The organism is Paenibacillus sp. FSL H8-0280 (genome assembly GCF_045040665.1).
GTDB lineage: Bacteria > Bacillota > Bacilli > Paenibacillales > Paenibacillaceae > Paenibacillus > Paenibacillus xylanexedens_A.
Map to the genome: position 1 here is coordinate 2739562 of NZ_CP150296.1, position 20358 is coordinate 2759919.

At 45.1% G+C, this 20358-nt stretch carries 19 protein-coding genes; 12 read left to right on the forward strand and 7 right to left on the reverse strand.

Translation table 11 applies throughout. The features are described 5' to 3' along the window. Positions 1-10 precede the first annotated feature (10 nt). The 5 genes from MHI12_RS12440 to MHI12_RS12460 all read right to left on the reverse strand — a co-directional run bounded on the left by MHI12_RS12440 (position 11) and on the right by MHI12_RS12460 (position 6644). Positions 11-850, reverse strand: coding sequence for a carbohydrate ABC transporter permease (locus tag MHI12_RS12440; protein WP_405172518.1), 840 nt, complete (start codon positions 848-850; stop codon positions 11-13). A 5-nt stretch (positions 851-855) separates the two neighbouring features. Then, positions 856-1770 carry a carbohydrate ABC transporter permease gene (locus MHI12_RS12445; RefSeq protein WP_405172979.1) on the reverse strand — a complete coding sequence of 305 codons (915 nt, stop codon included), beginning with the start codon at positions 1768-1770 and terminating at the stop codon, positions 856-858. 116 nt (positions 1771-1886) lie between these two features. After that, positions 1887-3446, reverse strand: a complete 1560-nt coding sequence (locus tag MHI12_RS12450) for a response regulator (protein ID WP_405172519.1) — start codon at positions 3444-3446, stop codon at positions 1887-1889. Next, a complete protein-coding gene (locus MHI12_RS12455) occupies positions 3418-5235 on the reverse strand; it encodes a sensor histidine kinase (RefSeq protein ID WP_405172520.1) in 1818 nt (605 codons plus the stop codon). Before MHI12_RS12455 ends, MHI12_RS12450 begins: the two co-directional genes overlap by 29 nt. A 119-nt stretch (positions 5236-5354) precedes the next feature. Further along, positions 5355-6644 carry a Gfo/Idh/MocA family oxidoreductase gene (locus MHI12_RS12460; protein ID WP_036670584.1) on the reverse strand — a complete coding sequence of 430 codons (1290 nt, stop codon included), beginning with the start codon at positions 6642-6644 and terminating at the stop codon, positions 5355-5357. Positions 6645-6771: 127 nt separating this feature from the next. On the opposite strand from MHI12_RS12460, the gene MHI12_RS12465 reads away from it, so the two are divergent. From MHI12_RS12465 to MHI12_RS12520, 12 genes are all read left to right on the forward strand, one after another. After that, positions 6772-7674: a helix-turn-helix domain-containing protein gene (locus MHI12_RS12465; protein ID WP_405172521.1), complete on the forward strand. Its 903-nt coding sequence runs from the start codon at positions 6772-6774 to the stop codon at positions 7672-7674. Next, on the forward strand, positions 7671-8117 hold the full coding sequence (locus MHI12_RS12470; RefSeq protein WP_047842646.1) for a RidA family protein: 447 nt from the start codon (positions 7671-7673) through the stop codon (positions 8115-8117). The genes MHI12_RS12465 and MHI12_RS12470 overlap by 4 nt, the downstream gene beginning before the upstream one ends. Before the next feature lie 8 nt (positions 8118-8125). Beyond that, positions 8126-8716 carry a GNAT family N-acetyltransferase gene (locus tag MHI12_RS12475; RefSeq protein ID WP_405172522.1) on the forward strand — a complete coding sequence of 197 codons (591 nt, stop codon included), beginning with the start codon at positions 8126-8128 and terminating at the stop codon, positions 8714-8716. Positions 8717-8863: 147 nt separating this feature from the next. Continuing rightward, positions 8864-8959: a phosphotransferase gene (locus MHI12_RS12480; RefSeq protein WP_405172980.1), complete on the forward strand. Its 96-nt coding sequence runs from the start codon at positions 8864-8866 to the stop codon at positions 8957-8959. Between the two features lie 146 nt (positions 8960-9105). Continuing rightward, positions 9106-11328, forward strand: coding sequence for a class I SAM-dependent methyltransferase (locus MHI12_RS12485; RefSeq protein WP_405172523.1), 2223 nt, complete (start codon positions 9106-9108; stop codon positions 11326-11328). After that, a complete protein-coding gene (locus MHI12_RS12490; protein WP_405172524.1) occupies positions 11325-11903 on the forward strand; it encodes a histidine phosphatase family protein in 579 nt (192 codons plus the stop codon). Before MHI12_RS12485 ends, MHI12_RS12490 begins: the two co-directional genes overlap by 4 nt. A gap of 61 nt (positions 11904-11964) precedes the next feature. Continuing rightward, positions 11965-12627, forward strand: a complete 663-nt coding sequence (locus MHI12_RS12495) for a PolC-type DNA polymerase III (protein ID WP_405172525.1) — start codon at positions 11965-11967, stop codon at positions 12625-12627. Between the two features lie 22 nt (positions 12628-12649). Next, a complete protein-coding gene (locus tag MHI12_RS12500) occupies positions 12650-13024 on the forward strand; it encodes a hypothetical protein (RefSeq protein ID WP_405172526.1) in 375 nt (124 codons plus the stop codon). A gap of 178 nt (positions 13025-13202) precedes the next feature. After that, complete coding sequence (locus tag MHI12_RS12505; protein WP_405172527.1) at positions 13203-14201, forward strand: ABC transporter substrate-binding protein; 999 nt, start codon at positions 13203-13205, stop codon at positions 14199-14201. Between the two features lie 344 nt (positions 14202-14545). Further along, positions 14546-16024 carry a helix-turn-helix domain-containing protein gene (locus MHI12_RS12510; RefSeq protein WP_405172528.1) on the forward strand — a complete coding sequence of 493 codons (1479 nt, stop codon included), beginning with the start codon at positions 14546-14548 and terminating at the stop codon, positions 16022-16024. A 647-nt stretch (positions 16025-16671) separates the two neighbouring features. Then, complete coding sequence (locus tag MHI12_RS12515; protein ID WP_338594139.1) at positions 16672-16989, forward strand: hypothetical protein; 318 nt, start codon at positions 16672-16674, stop codon at positions 16987-16989. A gap of 189 nt (positions 16990-17178) precedes the next feature. Further along, positions 17179-18273 carry a hypothetical protein gene (locus MHI12_RS12520; RefSeq protein ID WP_405172529.1) on the forward strand — a complete coding sequence of 365 codons (1095 nt, stop codon included), beginning with the start codon at positions 17179-17181 and terminating at the stop codon, positions 18271-18273. A gap of 58 nt (positions 18274-18331) precedes the next feature. On the opposite strand, the gene MHI12_RS12525 is transcribed toward MHI12_RS12520, so the two are convergent. Next, positions 18332-19657, reverse strand: coding sequence for a hypothetical protein (locus tag MHI12_RS12525; protein ID WP_405172530.1), 1326 nt, complete (start codon positions 19655-19657; stop codon positions 18332-18334). 1 nt (position 19658) lies between these two features. Then, complete coding sequence (locus tag MHI12_RS12530; RefSeq protein WP_315936121.1) at positions 19659-20357, reverse strand: helix-turn-helix domain-containing protein; 699 nt, start codon at positions 20355-20357, stop codon at positions 19659-19661. Between the last annotated feature and the right edge of the window lies 1 nt (position 20358).

Consider the following 20358-nt stretch of genomic DNA (forward strand, 5'->3'; position numbering starts at 1 on the left):
AAACGTATTGTTACTTCAGACCTGTCGTTGCAATGCCCTCAAGGAAATATCGCTGAAACAGTAAAAAGATGATGGTCACGGGAAGCAGTGACAGGGTGGACATGGCGAGTAATGCGCCCCAATCGGATTGTCCTGATGGATCAAAGAGAGATCGAATGCCCAACTGCACGGTGAACAGATCAATTTTGCTCAGATAGATCATCTGGCTGAAAAAGTCATCCCAGCTCCACAGGAAGGTGAAGATCGCTGTTGTAATCAGTGCCGGAACGAGCAGTGGCACTACGATTCGGAAAAAGATCTGTGATTGCCCGCAACCGTCAATGGTCGCACTCTCGTCCAGCTCTCGCGGTATACCGCGTATAAATTGAACCATAAGCAAGATGAAGAAGGAATCCTGCGCAAGCCACTTGGGCAGAATCAGCGGGAAATACGTGTTAATCCATTGAAGCTCATTATAGAGAATATACTGGGGCACCAGAGTAACATGGTAAGGCAACATAATTGTGACCAACATCATGCTGAACCACAGGCCTTTGAATCTAAATTTCAATCTGGAGAAGGCGAAGGCTGCAAGGGAACAGGAGATCACATTGCCCAGCACACTCATGACCGAGATCAGCACGGAGTTGCCGAAGAAACGGCCGAAAGAGATGCCCTGTAGACCTTTCCAGCCGTTAATATAGTGCTCCAGCGTAAAACTGGTTGGAAATAGACTGCCACTGGTGAAAATGAGATGGTTCGGTTTAAACGAACTGAGAATTAACCATAGTACTGGATATAACATCAGCAGACCGAAGAGTACATTGGCGGCATGCCTCCCGGCCTGAACCAGTTGTCGTTTGATTGGCATATGCATTACCTCCCCTCCTGATTATCCCCGTAGAACACCCAAAATCGGGATGTGACAAAGACGATTGCGGTGAATACCCCGATAATGACCAACATGATCCAAGCCAGAGCCGAAGCATAACCCATATCAAAGAACGAGAAACCTTTCAGATACAGATACAAGGTATAGAACATTGTTGCGTCGAGTGGACCCCCGCGGCCATCCCCGATCACATAAGCTGGTGTAAACGCCTGAAATGAATTGATCATGCTCATGATCAGGTTAAAAAAGATAACGGGGGAGAGCATGGGCAGGGTGATTCCAAAAAATTGACGTATCTTTCCCGCTCCATCGACATCGGAAGCTTCATATAAGTCTGCCGGGATCTGTTTCAGACCTGCAAGAAAGATGACCATGGCAGACCCGAATTGCCACACGGATAGTGTGATGATGGTATAGACCACATAATCCGGATGCGCAATCCAGGATGGACCTGAGATACCAAACCAGCTTAAAAACTGGTTAACCAGTCCGTTCCCCTCAAAAAGTTGCCGCCAGACGATTGCAATCGCGACGCTGCCGCCCAAGAGGGAAGGGATGTAATATACAGTCCGGTAGATGCCAAGGGCTCGAATACCTTTGTTCAGCGCCATCGCCACCAGTAAAGCAAAGGCGAGCCTTAGTGGAACGGATAGAAAGACATAATAAAACGTCAGCCCGAGGGACCTGCGAAAGGTATCGTCCTCGGTAAAGATGTGAACATAGTTGCTAAGTCCGGTCCAAGTCGGTGATGACAGCAGGTTGAATTTGGTCATGGATAAGTATAGGGACGCAACCATTGGTCCTAGTGTCAGACAGAAGAGTCCGATCAGCCAGGGGAGAAGAAACAAGTAGGCTGTGGTATTGTGCTGACCGTATAAGGGCTTGGTCTGTTTTCTCATCATGTGCCTCCCTTCTGAATGGGTAAGTATAATGGTTACCAATTATGAATCCGCTTACAACATACGGCTTTCTCTTGGTAACCACATCATACCGGGGAAGGGGAGCAGCTTGAATCTCATTTCTTCGGATCATGGCTATCGATTTTTTCGGAATGCTGCAAGCGATAGTCTGAAGGACTCATGTTGAACATTCTTTTGAATTTCGAGCTGAAATAACTTGGCGAACTGAAGCCGGTCAGTTCTGTAATATCCCACACGGTTAATTGGGTTTCCTTCAGCAGTTGCAAGGCGTGTTTCATCCGAACGCCCGTCACATACTGAATAAAAGAGGTACCTGCACCTTCCTTAAACAATTCGGAGAAATAGGTAGGATAATAGTTAAATCGTTCAGCGAGTAACGTTAACGTTAGCTCCTGCATGTAGTTCTCCTCGATATATCGCTTGGCTAAATCTATAACCGTCCCATCCCCATCTTCTGAAGGAAGTTGTCGACTCAGGAAGTCTTGAGCCCATTGCATTAATAAGCGTTCTGCTTGATCTGGCGTCTTAAGCCACAGTATCCATTCCGGGGCCATAGGAAAATCCATCAACAGTGACATTTGAAAAATGCTTCGTGTCATTCGGGAGGGAGAAAGCTGGAATGCCTCGTGAAGTTCCTTGCGGATGATGCTGCGGAAGGAGTCCAGTTCCCCTCGAATGAGGCAACGATGCAGCAGGCGTGTCGTTTCTTCAGGAAGTAATGGACTATAATCTGTTCCTGCCTGAGGGTTTGGCCCGCTGCCAGCCCGTTCAGCTGATTTCCATGCCAGAAGGGAATGGATATAACCTTCTTTCCAGTGCTCAAGTCCAGAACCAGAAAGCCCCACCCCAATCTTGAGTTCCACGGAAAAAACAGATGCCGTATGTCCCGTGAGCTGTTGGATGAATTCATGCTGCATACCGTCTTGTACCATGAAATGCATGATCCCTGCGTGTGCCGAATCATGAAAAACCTGGACATTGTCTGAATCAGACTGGGCGATTTCATAACATACCATCTCGAAAGGAAGATGCATCTGCTCGTGTAAGCGATCTTTTCGAATATCCTGCTTGTCCGATTGACTTATACTCGCGGTGATGAAACAGATCTTCTGATCCTGCCATGATTCGAGATGAAATAATCTGAGCCGTTCTGGCATGGAGGAAGGCGGTAGGCGATTGCCTTTGACGAGATCAAGAAGGAAACGTTCCTTCATTTCCCTGTAATACTGAGAGAGTCGCCATTGCATCAATTCGGAATCGCCTCGTATTTTACGTTGTTCATCCAGATTTTCTTTGATTTTGCCTAATGTCGCCTTCAGTTCATCACGAGTTACAGGCTTCAGTAAATAATCCATCACCTGGCTGCGGACCCCCGCTCTGGCATATTGAAAATCTTCATAACCCGTGATAATGACAATCTGGATAGAAGGATTATAACTGCGGCAGACATCCAGTAATCGGACACCGTCCATGACAGGCATGTTCATATCGGTAATCAGCAGGTCAAAATGTTCAGATTTCAAAAGTTCATCCGCTTCGGTCCCGTTAGAGGCTTCTCCTGTTATGACAAAACCCATGCCATGCCAATCGACTTTCAATTTCAAGCCTTCGCGAACTTCGATCTCGTCATCTGCGATTAATACGTTGTACATCATATTCCTCCTGTACGGGTAGAATCAGTTCAATACATGCGCCTCCGTTTTCATCGTTCTCCATGTGGACCGTGAACAAGCCACCATAATGCAGACGGCAACGAGCAATGACATTGCCCAGTCCAATATGCCAGCCTTCATTATGCAATATGGATTCCAATGAGGAGGGAGCAACCGGATGTTGCAACTTGTGGATTATTTCTGCTGGAATACCTGGCCCATTGTCTGAAACACTGATATGCAGACGATCATTCATCCGGTTGATCCGTATCTGTACCTGAGCTGTCGTCTGATGCTGGAAGCTGTATTTCACTGCATTTTCAATAAGCGGCTGAAGAATAAACTTGATGATGACCACGGAGTTCAGTGTACCTTCCAACGTTACCGAAATGTCGAGTTTATGACCGAAACGGGTCTGCAAAATGGAGATATAACGCTGCACATAATCCAGCTCTTCGGTTAGGGGAACACGGTCGTCATTGGTGTTGATAGAAAAGCGCATCATTTTACCCAAATCCTCAATGACCTGAACCGTATCATTCGTTCTGCGCTGAATGGCAAGGCTGCTCACCAGCTCCAGAGTATTAAACATAAAATGGGGATTAATCTGTATGAGAAGTGCTTTGTACTCTGCTTGCTGGCGAAGAAGTTTCAGTTCAAATTCATTCTGGATATGCTGCCGCAGCTGACTGATCATATAACGGAAGGTGAAGATTACATAACTGATTTCGCTCTTTACATTTTTATCCGGAGGAAGAAGTGAATCCGCTTGGTCAAAAGCACCTCGTTGAACCTGTCTCATCGCCAGTACCAGTCTGGTCAAAGGTTTGGTTACGCCATGAGATAACCATGCAGCAGCCAAGAGGGAGATCAGAATCAGGGCAATCGTCACCACCACAATCGTGCTTTGGAGCTTATGGAGAGAGAGGTACATTTCCTTTTCCGGTGCCAGCCCCGCCAACATCCAGCCCGTACGTCCCAGTTTCTTGAATACAAGGATGTCTCGCTGTCCTTCATGGTTTGTGAGATACGCCACACCGGATTTCAGCGGGCTGTTTCGAAAACGATCGATCTCTGCGGTAGCTACAGCACCCAACGCGTCTATCTGTTGTGACAGAATAGGATTTCCCTGCTCGCCCAGTAGAAAAATAGTGCTATTCTCCGCAAGATGTATGCGCCGGAGCGGCTCCAGAAAATAAGATTCACTGACATTCACCTTCATGACATTCTGCGCTGTAGCATGATGAAAGGTGCCAATGGGCATCAGCAGACTGACCACCGGATTACCATGATCTCTGACACGTTCATGTTGATCGGTGTGTGCAGGTAACCAGCGTTCCCCCAACGTGTAGAAATTTGTATACCAGGATTCTTGTACAAAGGCAGGGTCATATGTTACCTGATTCTCGCTGCCAATTCGCAGTCCATTCCGTCGATAGATGGATACATCAGAGATACTAGTGTAACTGTTGGTTGCCTGAGTGAGAAAACGGCTCATCGCGAGGTTGGCCAGCATCTTTTCTCCTTCCGAAAGGTTCGGATCTCCGATCGCATTATCCCAGTTCTTGCCCATATCACTATTGAAAACAAGAGAGGCGACATCATAGATCTGCATCTGTACCATGTCTACATATGAACCGTACTCCTCCATTTTCTCAAGAGCAGAGGATTCGATGTAAGAGCGAATGACCGTGCGTGATTCCTTGAAGAGCAGGTAGGAGAGTGTGCCAAAAGCGAGGACAAACAGGACAACGATAAAGGCAATCAGACGGTTTTTTAAAGAGAAGAACATGGATTTCCTCCTTCTACCGAGTCAACTTGCGTGCAGATTAATTATAAAAATATAAAAAAGACTGCGTGATATGCGCAGCCTTTAAATGAAATTAATAATGTAGTGCAGACCTGGGAGACTTAGAAACGAACCAGATTATTGACATTGACAGGCAAACCCGTCGCGATGGCGCGATTGGCAGCAATACCCGTCAGAATGGATCTGGCACCGTCCACGTGGTTAGCAGCGCGATGGAACGGATCTTCTACAGGCTCTCCAAACAGATCATTCAGCAGAACCGGGTCACCTCCGCCATGTCCACCTGCTTTCTCTTCCACTTCAACCTCATATGGCGCATCAAACATTGGAAGAACCCGCAACGTTTTACCGATTAAAGCACCTTCTTTACTTTTGTCACCCAATGAATTGACATAGGATTGCTCCACAATGTTCATTTCAATCCGGCCTTTGGTGCCATTAATGGCAATGCGATAACCCTCCCATGGCTGGTAGGCAACGAGGGAGTAGGTCAGAATGGCTTTGTTCCGATACTTCACAAGAACACCCATCGTATCCTCAATGTTGATGCCATCCCCAAATACACTCTGATCGCGCTGGTAACCATCTTCCGATTCGGCATCCAGATACATGGACTTCATATGTGCGTCTGAATCCAAATGCAGTGCAAAAGGGTCATCCTTTGCGATCGGGTTGCCGGTTGCCCGGTTGTAGAATTGCGTTACACCGCGTTCTTCTGCGTTTTCTCTGCCGTAATACATCAGATCACCAAATGCAAACACGGTATCCGGTTGCGAGCCAATCCAGAAATTCACCAAATCGAAGTGATGGGTGGATTTGTGCACGAGTAATCCGCCGCTATTACGCTTGTCCCGATGCCAACGGCGGAAATAATCTGCCCCGTGGCGGGTATTCAGCAGCCATTCAAAGTGAACGGAAGTGACTTTCCCGATGGTATCATTCAGAATAAGTTCCCGAATCTTAGTATGGTGCGGTGCATAACGGTAATTAAAGGTGACTCTTACGTTCTGGCCAGTCCGCTTGACAGCATCCAGAATCTCCTGACATTTCTCCTCATCGATGGTCATCGGTTTTTCAGTGACAACGTCACAACCCAGTTCCATCGCACGAATGATGTACTTGTGATGGGTGCGGTCAACACTCGTTACGATGACATAGTCAGGCTTCTCGTTCTCAATCATCTGATCAAACTGATCTGCAGGATAAGTGGGTACCTCAGGATACTCGTACTTTTCCTTCAATAGTTGATTCGCGTAGTTCATGCGGACTTGATTTATATCACAAAAGCCGACAAGCTCGGATGTATCCCTGTAATCCCGGGTCAAAGCACCATAAAAAAATTCGGCGCGGCCGCCGGTTCCAACTAATACATAACGTTTTTTGTTACTCATGTCTATCGCCTCCTTGAATATAGCTCTAGACTATAACAAGGGAGTACTTCTTTCGCCGCATTTTATGCGTAACCGCTTTCAAATGCCGCATATTTTGCTATAATTTATGGAAAGGAGAGAGGGCGATATGACAGAACCTTTCAGTGCAGATTTTCATGATCCCTCGGATTTACTGCACATCGAATATGATCGTCGCATTGGATATTTCTCGATGACGGATGACCATCTGCATGATCATTATGAGTTATATTACTTGTTGTCTGGTGAGCGTATCTATTTCATCAAGGACCGGACTTACCGGGTAAAGGCTGGTGATCTGGTGTTTGTTGACCGAAATACGGTTCATAAAACATTGGAGAGTGGCATGCCTGACCATGAACGGATGGTGCTGTATTTGAAGCCTGAGCTTTTTGCAACCATAGCTATTTCCGCGGAGTTAGTTGAAGGCTTGAAGGAACCCTTCTGTTGGGAGATTCCTATTGTAAGGTTTCCATCTCAAGTCACTGAGGTTCTAGAACGGATGGTTAGCGAAATGGTGGATGAAATGCTTCGTCCTCAACCTGGAAGCAACCTGTTGCTCCGTCACCGGGCTGTTGAATTGTTGCTCCATGCCTATCGTAATCAACACTTGGGCAGGTTAAACTCCGATGATCGTGAGCCGGTTCTTCATCCCAAGACACAGGCAGTTGTACGTTACCTGAATGAGAACTATCAGAAACCACTGACATTACCGGAGGTGGCGGGCATGTTTCGCATTAGTCCGCATTATCTGAGTCGATTGTTCAAACAAACGACGGGATTTACCTTCAGTGATTATCTGAATCTGTTACGGGTGAAGGAAGCACAGCGTTTACTGCGAGAAAGTGAAGAATCCATTACGGACATCGCCTGGCTTGCGGGATTCAGTAACTTCTCTCATTTTGGCAAGATGTTCAAACGTACCGTTCAGGTATCACCAAGAGTTTATAGACAGGAATACAAGGAATCGGGTTCCGTGAGGACCATAAAAGAGGGAGAGAATATACGATGATTGAAGCGAGACTAAATGAACTGGGGATCATTTTGCCACAGGCCAGTGCCCCCGCAGCGAAATACGCCAATGCCGTTATTGTGAATGGAATTATGTATGTATCCGGGAAAGGACCGGATACCTCCGAACGCGGCAAACTGGGATCAGACTTCACAACAGAGCAGGGGTATGATTTTGCCCGGAATGCTGGACTGGAGGTGCTTGCTGTCGTTCGAGATGTGTTGGGTTCACTGGATCGGGTGAAGAGAGTGGTTAAAGTGCAGGGATTCATTAATGCGTCCGCTTCGTATCAGGAGCATCATAAAGTGCTAAATGGATTCTCGGATCTGATGATGGAGGTATTTGGGGATCAGGGAGTACACGCTCGTTCAGTATTCGGTGCAGTGTCCGTAAGGGATAATTTGCCGCTGATCATTGATTCTATTTTTCAAGTGGAGGAGTAGGTATAACGATGACAGAATCGTCTTCATTTAATCCAATTATGCTAACGATTCCCGAGAGCTTCCACACGGAACGCCTCACAATTCGAGCACCGCAGTGGGGGGATGGCGTAGCCGTTAATGAAGCGGTCCGTGAGAGTGCGGAGCAGCTGCGGTTGTGGTTACCTTTTGCCGAGAAAATCCCTTCGTTGGAAGAGTCTGAAGTGACTGTTCGCAAAGCAAGGCTGCAATATCTGGAACGTACCGACATGATGTTACATTTGCGTGATAGACATACGGATGAATTCGTAGGCAGCAGCGGGTTACATCGCATCGACTGGAATGCACGTTGTTTCGAGATCGGTTACTGGATTCGCACATCGCGAGTTGGTGAAGGTTTGATGACGGAAGCGGTGAAGGGCATTGAGCAATTCGCCATTACTCATCTGGAGGCAAACCGGCTGGAGATCCGCTGTGACGCCCGCAATGTGCGAAGTGCCAAAGTAGCCGAACGAGCGGGTTATACGCTGGAAGGTATACTGCGCAAGATGCGGCGGGACAGTACAGGCACGCTGGTTGATTATATGGTTTTCTCCAAAGTCAGAGGAAGTGAGTTCGAGTAAAAGGGCGGGTAGATATGGAGCGAATTGGTCAGGGAAGAACTGCAGAAATCTATGCCTATTCGAACGAGCGCATTATAAAGTTATATAAAATGGATTCTTCACTCAATGTAGTCCAGAATGAAGACAACATTGCCTGATTAACAGCAGATCTGTCATGGCGATTTTCACCCTGATAATGTTATGCTCAGTGAGGCTATGATCCATACTGGGGTCAACGATTGGATGACTGGTATGTCGGGGTGATCCTGCGGGTGATGTGGCTCGAAGCTGGGTAATATTAATGAGCGGCATATTGCCGGAGGATACAGAGCCAGTTATACAATAGTTCAACTTCTATAAACGAATCTAACTATTTTATATAAGGGTAGAGATTGAGAGGGGACGAATACATGCTGCATTCATTAAAAGCCATACAATCATACAAGTCAGGAAACACGGTGGAAGCCCAGCAGATATGGCTGCAACTGCTGGCAGCAGCAGAGAAGCCCCATATTAACCTCGAACGTATTCATTCCATTGCCGAACTTGAGGGAACAAATCCGGTGCTGGATTACACAGAGCGTACACTTCACGTGCTGGAGGAGCTTCAGGTTTCTTTTTGGGTGCGAGAAATTCTGGAGGAAGTATTAATCTGGTCAGAGACAGCGAAGGCCGGATCACGGGAGCAACGGCGGGTATGGCAAAAGCAGGGCGTTAACTTGTTTGTACACAATGTGGGGTCCGCTCAGTTATATGACTTATACGCAGTGGCAGAGCACCTGGATAATGACATCGGTAAGACCAAGGAGACGAGTATATATCAACTTGGTTCTCCGGGCGATGCCTTAAGTAAGAATGCGGATATAAGCGAGCATGATGCGCTGAATACACACACTCCAAGGCATGAGATTATACGTACTCTAATTGCTACGCATGGACTTATTGGTCAATACATACGTGGAGAGATTCCATTTGCCGAGAATGCTTCGCTCCACGCCTTGATCGTCAAAGGATGGCTTACTACAGATGAATTGCACACTATACTGATGGCATTAAATGAATGCATTATTGCAGGCGTTGATCCAGCGTTATGGAATCAGGTTCAGGTTGAGGTACAGCGCATTGTAGGCTGGATTATCGCTGGACCAGATCATGAGGACTGGAGCGTGAAGGAACGGTTATCCCGCTTAAGAAGTTCATCCATTCGGCAGGGAGAAGCTATGGATAAGGCTTACGCCAAGCTCCAAACGGAACTGGATGTAGAACAGGCGCTGGCTCCGCTGGCTCATCGTACTCTGTGGTATGTGGAGTCTGCCCTGCAGGATTTTTCGTTGCAGGAGATGGTAAAAGTGTTCCTGTTGACGCTTCGCAGCGAGAGCATGCATCCAACATCCATGGAGAGTCGATCTGAAATCGTTCGCCATATCAGCTTCGAACCATTGATGAATACGATGTATTACGACTACAAAGGCGTCAAGAAGCTCAATATTTACAAGAAACGAATGATTGAAAAATATTTGGAACAGTATGCGTGGGAACAGATTACGGCAGGGGAGCAGATCGTCTATCCTCATCTAACCCACCGCATTGAACGTCATACGGATCTGCCGGATACATTATTCGTGACCTTTGAATTTTCCCCAGCGGCTGAGAAGCTGATTGCATTCTGTATTGAAGCGGAAAAGTCACCATTATACGAGAAGGCTGTACTGCTGTTATTTGACCTGTTCGGATTGCGCCGGGATGCCTATGACCGTTTCCACAACGAAGAGACGTATTTGTCCGATATGAACAGCTCCGGTGATTATAAAAAAGTACTGCTTGACTATATCGTTGGTAAACGGGTACTGGATATTGGTCCAGGTGGAGGAATTCTGCTGGATCTGATTGAGCAGGAAAAACCGGAAGTGGAGCCTATTGGTATCGATATCTCAGCCAATGTCATTGAAGCGTTGGAACGCAAAAAACAACGTGAGGGACATCGCTGGCAAGTGATGAAGGGCGATGCCCTGCAACTGGAGCAATATGTGCAGCCGGGCACCGTGGATACGGTTATTTTTTCATCCATTCTGCATGAACTATATTCCTATATTGAACTGGACGGTCGAAGATTTAATTCCGATACGGTTGTGGCCGCGCTGAGAAGTTCATTCCGTGTGCTGTCACCTGGAGGAAGAATTCTGATTCGGGATGGCATCATGAGTGAACCGGAGGCACAGAAGCGCCGGATTCGTTTTCTGGAACCGGATGGAATGCGCTGGCTGGAGCGGTATGCAGAGGATTTTCAAGGACGTGCAATTCAATATGAGCGGGTCTCAGACAATGAGGTTGTATTGCCGATCAACGATGCGATGGAATTTCTCTATACCTATACGTGGGGGGAAGAGGCATACGTGCATGAAATTCAGGAGCAGTTCGGTATATTCACGCCGACAGCCTATGAGAACTGTATTCGAGCAGCGCTGGGTGAACAAGCCGAGATTATTACGCTCCGACATTTCCTTCAGGAGGGGTACACGGAGGCACTTGGTGAACGAATGATCTTCATGGAGGAAAATGGTGAGCCTGCGCCTTTGCCAGACAGTACCTGCCTGATTGTCATTGAGAAGAAAAAAGGGTTGGCGGATGGATGATGAGCGAAGCCAGTACGTTTTTGTATTTTGTCAGACATGCGGAGTCTCGATATGTTGACGGACAGGAACGCGAGCGTGGACTGACAGAGCAAGGTCATCAAGATGCAGAAACGGTTGCCAGTCTGCTCCATGGGGAGCAGATTCAACTGTTCTATTCCAGCCCTTACAGGCGAGCGGTGGATACAATTCAGATTCTGGCAGAGCGGTCAGGTGGAATTGTGGTGACAGAGGAAGATCTGCGTGAACGCCAGTTGTCGAGTTCGGATGTGAGGCACGATAATTTTCGTGAAGCCAAGCAGCGGTTGTACCGTGATCCTACGTATGCGTATCCTGGTGGAGAGTCTGGTGAACAGGCACGCTCAAGAGCAGTAACGGTCATCGATAGAATTCTGGATAAACATGTGGGTCACAAGGTAGTCATCGGAACCCATGGAGATGTAATGACGCTTATTTTACAACACTATGATTCTTCCTACGGTTATGATTTCTGGGAGAAGACTACGATGCCGGACATCTATAAGTTGCAGTTTGATGGAACGCGCAAGTTGGTCCAGGTCACTCGATTGTGGGAGTAACAGAGTTAAATATGAGCAATGCATTAACCGTGATGAGAGTAGAGAGGAGTGAGTTGAACGGATGAAAATTACGCTGTTGCCTGATACATACTTTATTGAGAATCTAAGCGTATCTTCATTACAGGATAGAATGTACTGTATATTTGATCTCGAAGGTACGGGCATTAATCCTGTGGTGGAGAGTGTGACACAATTTGGTGCGATGCATTACCAGAGAGGTCAACAATGTAATACAACATATTCTTCACTTGCACGCGCGAACAAACCTATACCAGAACCTGTGGCCAAGTTAACAGGCATTTCGAATGAGGATATGGTGGAGGCTCCTTCGTTCGTAGAAGCATTTCAGACCTTTCAGGAATTCATTGGGGATAACGTCCTGGTGACACAAGCCGGATATGAGTATGACCTGCCCATCTTGAAGCGGCATTGTGATGAATATGGCCTCCCGCTGTTGACTAACCCGGTGCTGGATACAAAAGCGATGTTTACCTATATTCATCCTGAGATTACCGAGGTCGTCTCAACGGATTTTCTGATTCGGTATTATGATCTGAATACAGATGGAATTCACAGGCACAATGCTTTGGCAGATTGTGGTGTGATTGCTCGTATCTTTGAAAGTATCCTTAGCGAATATGAGGAACTTCAATTGGATCATTTTACAGCCGATTCTAATCGAATGATGAAGCGTTTTGTTATACCTGAGATGTATCTGACATGATGATGAACTGGAGGTGAGATCAATGAGCAAAACGGATGTGGAGAAGCTACTGTTTGATCTTAACAAGGGACGGATTCTGACCAAGCAGACATTCGAAGGATTGGATGTGGAAATTTACTTGGATGAAAGGGATGCTTCTGCATTTGCTGACGAGTGGATGCAAGCTTTTGAACGATGGGCTCAAGATACCGCGGTAGCTGAAGAAGAGGTGCTGCGCGCATGCAGGGAACAGGCTTTCAAACAGACATTAGCTATCACCGGCGAACCTGAGTTAGCGGGATATGTGAGTGATGATATAGGTTTAATTGGCGCTGCACTGTTACAGGATGTGATGCAAGATTCCTTTGTGAATCAGCTATTGGAGAGTTATCGTCAAGGTCGGTTGCCCCTGCGATAAGCGGGGAGCGATCAATATGGTTGTTTTCGTTTGTATAAAAAAATAGCATCAAATGTACATTGTGAGTCGGCTGAAGCATGAGTTACAATTCACCTAGGCAATAGATGAGAATGATAATCATTATATGTATAACATTCTCACGGTTACATCAACAGATCACATAGGGGTGAAGGGTAACATGGTAGGTTTTATTAAAGGTTTCAAAGGGTGGGCGATCACATTATTGCTCATGGGTCTAGTTATTTCAGGATGTAGTACAAATACCGCTACGAATGCGGAACAGACTCCTGCAACTGAAAGTGCAGCTTCTGGAGAAAATACTACTGAAACCGAGACAGAGCCTGCTACACGGGTTGTACAGGATGAATTTGGAGATGTGACGATTCCGGTTCAACCAGAGCGGATTGCTGGAATATATGTGGAGGATTATCTGAAGGCGCTAGATATTACACCTGTAGTGCAGTGGTATCATCCGTTGTGGGGTGTACAGAATTATTTAGGACTGGATGTTCCGCAATTTGACACCACAGGGAGCATTGAAGCTTTGTTGGCATATGATCCGGATCTCATCATTGTAGATGGTGGAGTGGATATGGAGAAATATGAGATGTATTCCAAGGTGGCACCAACCTATCGCTTGCCTGAGAGCGTATTGCAGGATTCGAATCAAATTTTGAAAACCATTGCCGATGTTGTGGGTAAACCGGAAAAGGGTGAAGAAGTTGCTACGGCATTCGGAGCTAAGGTTGCAGATGCTAAGGCGAAGTTGCAGGAAGCGGTTGGAGACGAGACCGTCGCAGTTGTCCGGCTGAATGTTAACGATGATACACTGGCGTTATTCGGTGTGAAGAATCGATTTACCGGATTTATTTATTCGGAGCTTGGTCTAACACCTCATCCTCTGGTTAGCAAGATGGAGGAATACCAGGAGATTCTGTCTGAAGAGGCCGTACCGCAACTTGATGCGGATCATCTTATTATTTTCCCTTCCAATGGAGAATGGTCTTCTCCTGAGAACAAGGAAGCCTTGAAGGTACTTGACAGCAAGTTGTGGCAGTCTCTTCCGGCGGTTAAGAACAATCAGGTGTATATCATGGAAAGAGCACATTGGCAATCAGGTGCGATTACAGCGAATTCCATGAAAATAGATGATCTGTTGGAAAAAATGACTCCATAAGTGAATCAATTTCATAAGACCTTAATCCATTTTTAGTGAGTCATGAAATTGATTCGAGCATGATCCCATAAGAAAGTTCTTCAGCCAGGGTTGAAGAGCTTTCTTTTTTCGTATACACTATTTTAAATGATAATAATTCTCAGTTAAGGAAGATGAACATGTGCCCCACGATAATACAATGGATTCCCAAGCCCTGGCTATGCACGCTTCAACATATGGAATACGTAGATCACAACACATCACATATTGATAAACGTTTGCTATACAGAATATCGTCTTCCCACTCTCTATTCGTTGTAACGTCTGGGAAGGGTTCAATGCTTTGCTCAGATCGGGAAGTTCATTTGGAAAAAGGAATGATTATGTTTGTTCCCGCTGAAACATCCATTAAAATAGAAGGTTCTACTTCAATAGAAAGTGATTTGCAATACTATAAGCTTGATCTAATGGTGGCTCAATTGAAAGAAGAGAATTCGAACGCTTTGTCTAGAAGAAACACTGAAGAGCAGCAAGAACTTCCCGACAGTACAGATTCTCCGACAATACTACCTCTTATGCAGCTCAGTTACAGTCCATGGAGTTCCTGTCTCGAAGCCTTGGAACAAATACTGCGTCAACAGGTCACTGGTGATTGGCTGGAGCAATGGGAGGTACAGCTTCGTTTCCAGGAGTGGTTCCGTGCTTTGCTTCGCCAGAGTAATCCTGAAACAGAAGCACCCGATGAGCGTGCACGTCTTCAAAATTCAATTCGCTATATTGGCGACCACTATGATCAGACCATAACCGTGGATGAGCTCGCGGCAGATATTGGTCTTACCAGAGCAAGCTATACTCGGCAATTCAAAAAAATTACAGGCAAGCTTCCGCTTGATTATGTGAATACGGTTCGGTTGGAGCGCTCGAAACAACTATTGCAGCTGACGGATGACCGTATCCATGAAATTGCACAGAATGTGGGATTTAGCAGCGAGTATTATTTTGGTCGCCGTTTCAAGCAATATGCTGGTATTTCACCTGGATTGTACCGCCGTCATCACCGTCAAGAGGTTCGTGTCTTTGCTCCGTATCTGGAAGACTTTGTGTTGGCTCTAGGTGTAAAACCCGTATTGCAATGTTCACATCATTCGTGGGGCAGACAGCAATATTTGGGGTTGGATGATGTACCCGAATTTGATGTGAGCCAGCAGGATGCGCAATTTAATCTGGGCCATGTACCTGATTTTATCATGCTGGATAAGGGATATGACCGATGGAATCTGGACCGCTTTGAGCATGTGGCACCCACATTTTACGTCGATCATCTGGGAGAAGATTGGCGCTCCATTTTGAAATCGACAGCCGATGTATTGGGGAAGGTGAATCGGGTTCAAGATGTAATTGGTGCGTATGAGGACAAGGCATTACAGGCTAAGGGTCTTTTAGCACGTTATATGCGTGGTCAGACGGTAGCTTTCTTGCGTATATCTTCCTCAGATATTACTCTCTATGGGGATCAACAGGGTTACGTGGGCCCTGTAATTTATCAGGATCTTGGACTGACTCCGCACTCCCGTGTGCAGCAATGGACAAGACACGAGCGGAGGATTTTCATTGGGTTGAAGCAGTTAAGTCAGCTTAATGCGGATCACTTGTTGATTACATTTGACACTGGAAATTCTGCTAAACCTGGAGATGAGCGCGAACTGCTCGAAAGGGATGAATGGAAACGTCTGCCTGCGGTGAAGAGTGGCAATGTGTATGAGGTGGATTTTATGAGCTGGATGAACTACGGTGTGATCTCACATGGGAAGAAGATTGAGGATGTATTGCGGTTTATGGCTTGAACAATGCATGGTCTGTGAGATGTTTTTCGAAAAAATCAAGAAAATCTTATACTTTCAAAGCTATCAAAATTTTGTGATGTAATTCACAGGCACTCTATGAATCTACTGGTATTATCCTTTTTAATCAATAATCTGTTTGTTTAATAGACTAAATAAAGGAATTTCAATTAGATTGAGGAATATCTTATAACAGATAGGATATAACCTAAAGGAGCAGATTAATGATCAAGGATAAAATTCCAATTTGGTTCTGGTGTACCTCGGTAGTAGTTGTCATTATGCTAGTATATAACTTGTTTCAAGTAGATTCTCGTATTAACATGCTTGCACTAGGCATTCTAAATATTGCTAATGCCATTCGGATGTGGAAGAAATATCCGAACTCAGCAATTATATTTTTGATAATAGGTGTTCTTTGTGCAGTTTTATTTTTCAAATATCTATATCAATAATCATCTTGAAGCCTGACCGTCATTTATATGGCGGTCTTTTTCGTTTTTAAAAATTAAAACAGTGGAGGTATCACAATAAGCGAAAAACTACAAAATAACAAACACGCTGGATTCAACATCGGAGAAAAGGAAAATATTATAACAATCCATTTTAATGTATAATATAGGAAAAATGAATTGGAGAATAGACATCCTATGCATAAAAAAATCTGGGCCTCGCTTTTAGTAATAGCTGTTATTGGGATGATTCCTGTTACAGCAATATCGACGACTGCGGTCGCCGAATCGCATGAAATTTCGGGTGAAGATCTTCCTGAAAGCTTAAGATATGATTCTAACCATCCAGATATAATTTATGTGAAGGATTGTGGGGTCTTCGAGAAAGTGGATTCGAGTTTAGTAGATTACGGCGAAGAAGAAGTTGTGTTCGATGATATGCAAAAGGTAACAGATAAAACAAATGTAATTGTTGCTTATGATGCAACTTACATCAAAAAAGGTGAATGGGAATAGCTAATTCATTAGATTTACAATCTGGAAGCGCAAGGAGAGATTTATTCTCCTTGCGCTTTTTTATATCCAATAAAAAAATAAAATTTCAAAAATTTAGCTGAATTTTATAGTTGAGCAAGTTTATGTTTAGACACATAAACATATATAGACTAAAGTGTGCTTGTACATAAACACTTTAGGAGGATTCATGTGAAAACAACATTTTTTAAGAAAGTCGGATTATTTATTGGAGCATTTATTTTTACAATTGGTTTTGCATCTAATTCAGGGGTACATGCTGCGGTAGATTATAGCGGCGGGCTCATGGATAAGATGGTAATGACACTTAGCGATACTGAAAGCAAGGGGAGTAAATCTACATATGCATTAACAGACAATAATGAAGCTACAAGCGCGATTATAGAAAAATGGAACACGCCATCTACAGCGGTGGATCATGCAGTTGGAATCTTTAATGGAACAGTTACAGCGAATGCTATCCGTGTAAAAGCAGATTTTGATGTTTCAATTGGATTATTCGATTCCACTGGAAAGGCGATTTTACCGACGTATTGGTACACAGTAAAAGAAAATCAGGCTGATGGAAGATTAATTTATCTTCCTACAACGTACAAAGGAATAGCAAAAGTTAACTTGTTTAATTACTCCAATACACGGACAGTCAGTGTATCCGAGTTTCAGCTGTATAATATCACACCTCCAGCTAATCCATTAGATCTCGAAGCATCTGCAGATGAATCATCCATTGGATTGACATGGAATGAAGTAGCAACAGCAACCAGTTACACAATTAAAAGATCAACTACAGCAAATGGGCCATATACAACAGTGGCAACTGGCGTAAACAAGGCCAATTATACAGATTCAGATGTAACCTCAGGTACAACCTATTATTACATAGTGACTGCTGTTAATCCTATTGGTGAAAGTGTTAACTCAAACGAAGCATCAGCAATTATTGAGAGCAACGGTCAGGTTGATCCGGAACCAGAGCAACCAACCACACCAGAACCTGAAGAACCTACAACTCCGGAACAACCAGAGCAACCATCCACCAACCGTGCCATCTTTGTCGTCACCATGACAACGGGTTTGGAGAAAGAATTCGACCTAAGCATGAAAGAAGTAAATGATTTCATCAACTGGTATGAAGCCAAGCAAGCGGGAAGCGGAAAAGCTTCGTATGCCATCGATAAACACGACAACAACAAAGGGCCATTTAAGAGTCGGAAGGATTATATCCTGTTTGATCGGGTGCTGACGTTTGAGGTAAGTGAATATTAAAAATGTGAAGTTCCTTCAGCTTAGCTGAAGGGGCTTCTTTTTTGTTCACTACGATGAATTAGCGATCTAAATCCATTGACATGTGTTGAGTGTGGCGACGAAGACCTAATGTTATGAATATATAAATACAGGTTAGAACAGCCGATACAGCACTGCTGACCCAGATTCGTTCAAGCCCCGAAAAAGAGGAAAACAGCTGCAGCAAAAATTGAGCGATCCATCCCCCCATTGTGATAAGAGGAAGTGTAATGCCGTGTATACGCTTGTGAATTAAAGTCAGTAGCAGCATGGGACCAAGCATGCAAGCATGCAATGATCCGAACAAATACAGGATTTGAATTGGCGTCATCGATACGGAAAGGGAAATGATGGTTGCTATAAACATGGCCATGCAAATGATGATGTTCCGGGTACGTTTTTCACCGGAGTTGGCAAATTTGAATTGTTCCATACATAATTTCAGAACGGCTTGAAACCGGCTCATATAGGACACCGTGAACATCAGGATTAGACATATAATCAACATCCCAAACAAAACGGGTGAATGGGTTATGGACAATAGCGGATAGATCAGAGACGGTATATTTGCTAGCCCGCCAGAATGAATGGAGACCATCACGAGCAGTAGAAAAGCCATCAGCACGGTCGCATACATCATACCGGACATCATAAATGCTGGCACAATTTTGGATCGTTCGATGTGAAATAGACGCTGCCAAGTGGCCGGATCAGCAATAACCTGTCCCAGACCAACCAATACACCAGTTGCGATAAAAAGCAGGGCAGAATGGTTGTCGATCACAAGCATATAAGGATGATAGAGGCGAATTCCAGAGTAAACCGGGTCAACACCTTGCCGGATAAAATAAAACAAAGGAAACATGATGGCAACGCTGAAAGTCAGAATGACTTGGGGAATAGCCAATGCATAGAGTGTCTGTAATCCAATAAAACCTGCAAGCAAAGAGCAGATGATGATAAAAGTCGTTCGCCCAGCAACTTCGGGAAGACCGAATAATTGATGAAAGAAGAATCCAGATACCATTCCTTGCAGGAGCACCGTTTCCAGAAGGAGTATCGCAAACAATCCTGCCATCAAACGAGCCCCTGAAGGTGTCAGTTTGGCTGTCAGCCATTGACTCAGTGTTAATGCATCACCGGAGTGGCTTCTCACATATTTGCCCAGCCATCCAAATAACATCAGCGCGAGGGCTGTCGCGAGAGAGTACCCCAAAGTGCCGTACAAGCCATAACGCATCAATGCTTCAGGTGAATCTACAATGTTGAGCCCGGTGAGCCATCGCCCAAGTAGCGCAATCGCTCCAAGTCCAATCCCCAGTTTGACAGGTGCCGCCAAATTGTCGCGGAAATGATTGTAGCGCATCTTAACTCCTCTTCTCACGGAACTTTTTGGGTGGCATCCCCACATGTTTATGGAATTGTGTGCAGAAGTAGTGCTGACTGTTAAAGCCACATCGCTCAGCAACGTCTGCAATATTCAAATCTGAATGACGGTGAAGAAGTTGTTTGGCGTACTCCATTCGTAATTGATTCAGATATTCAGAGAAAGAGATACCTACTTCTTCATGGAAGAGTCGGCTCAGATAGGTTGGATTCATGTGAACAGCTGAGGCGAGCCCGGAGAGATTGATTTTTCCTGAAAACTGTTTTTGCATAATCTGGAGTGCTTCCTGAATGACTTTGGACTGCACGGCTGGTGAGTCATTGTGATCAAACTCATGTAATACTTCGAGCAATTCCTGTTCAATGACGGGTTTGGTGATGTAATCCATAACTTTCAGCTTGATCGATTGACGAGCGTATTGAAAGTTGTGGTGTGCAGAGATCATGATAATATGAATTTCGGGGTGAAGACGGCGCAGATCCTCGGCAACGAGCAGACCGGATTTGCCAGGGAGATTAATATCGAGCAGGGCGAGTTGAATCTGCACTTCTTGTCCAATCGATGTGGCTTGTGTTCCATCGGCAGCTTTGTAGAGACGCCAGAAAGGAAATTGAGGCTGAATTAGAAATTCCAGCTGCTCCAGTTCCAGAGGCTCGTCATCAACCAGCAATACATTCATG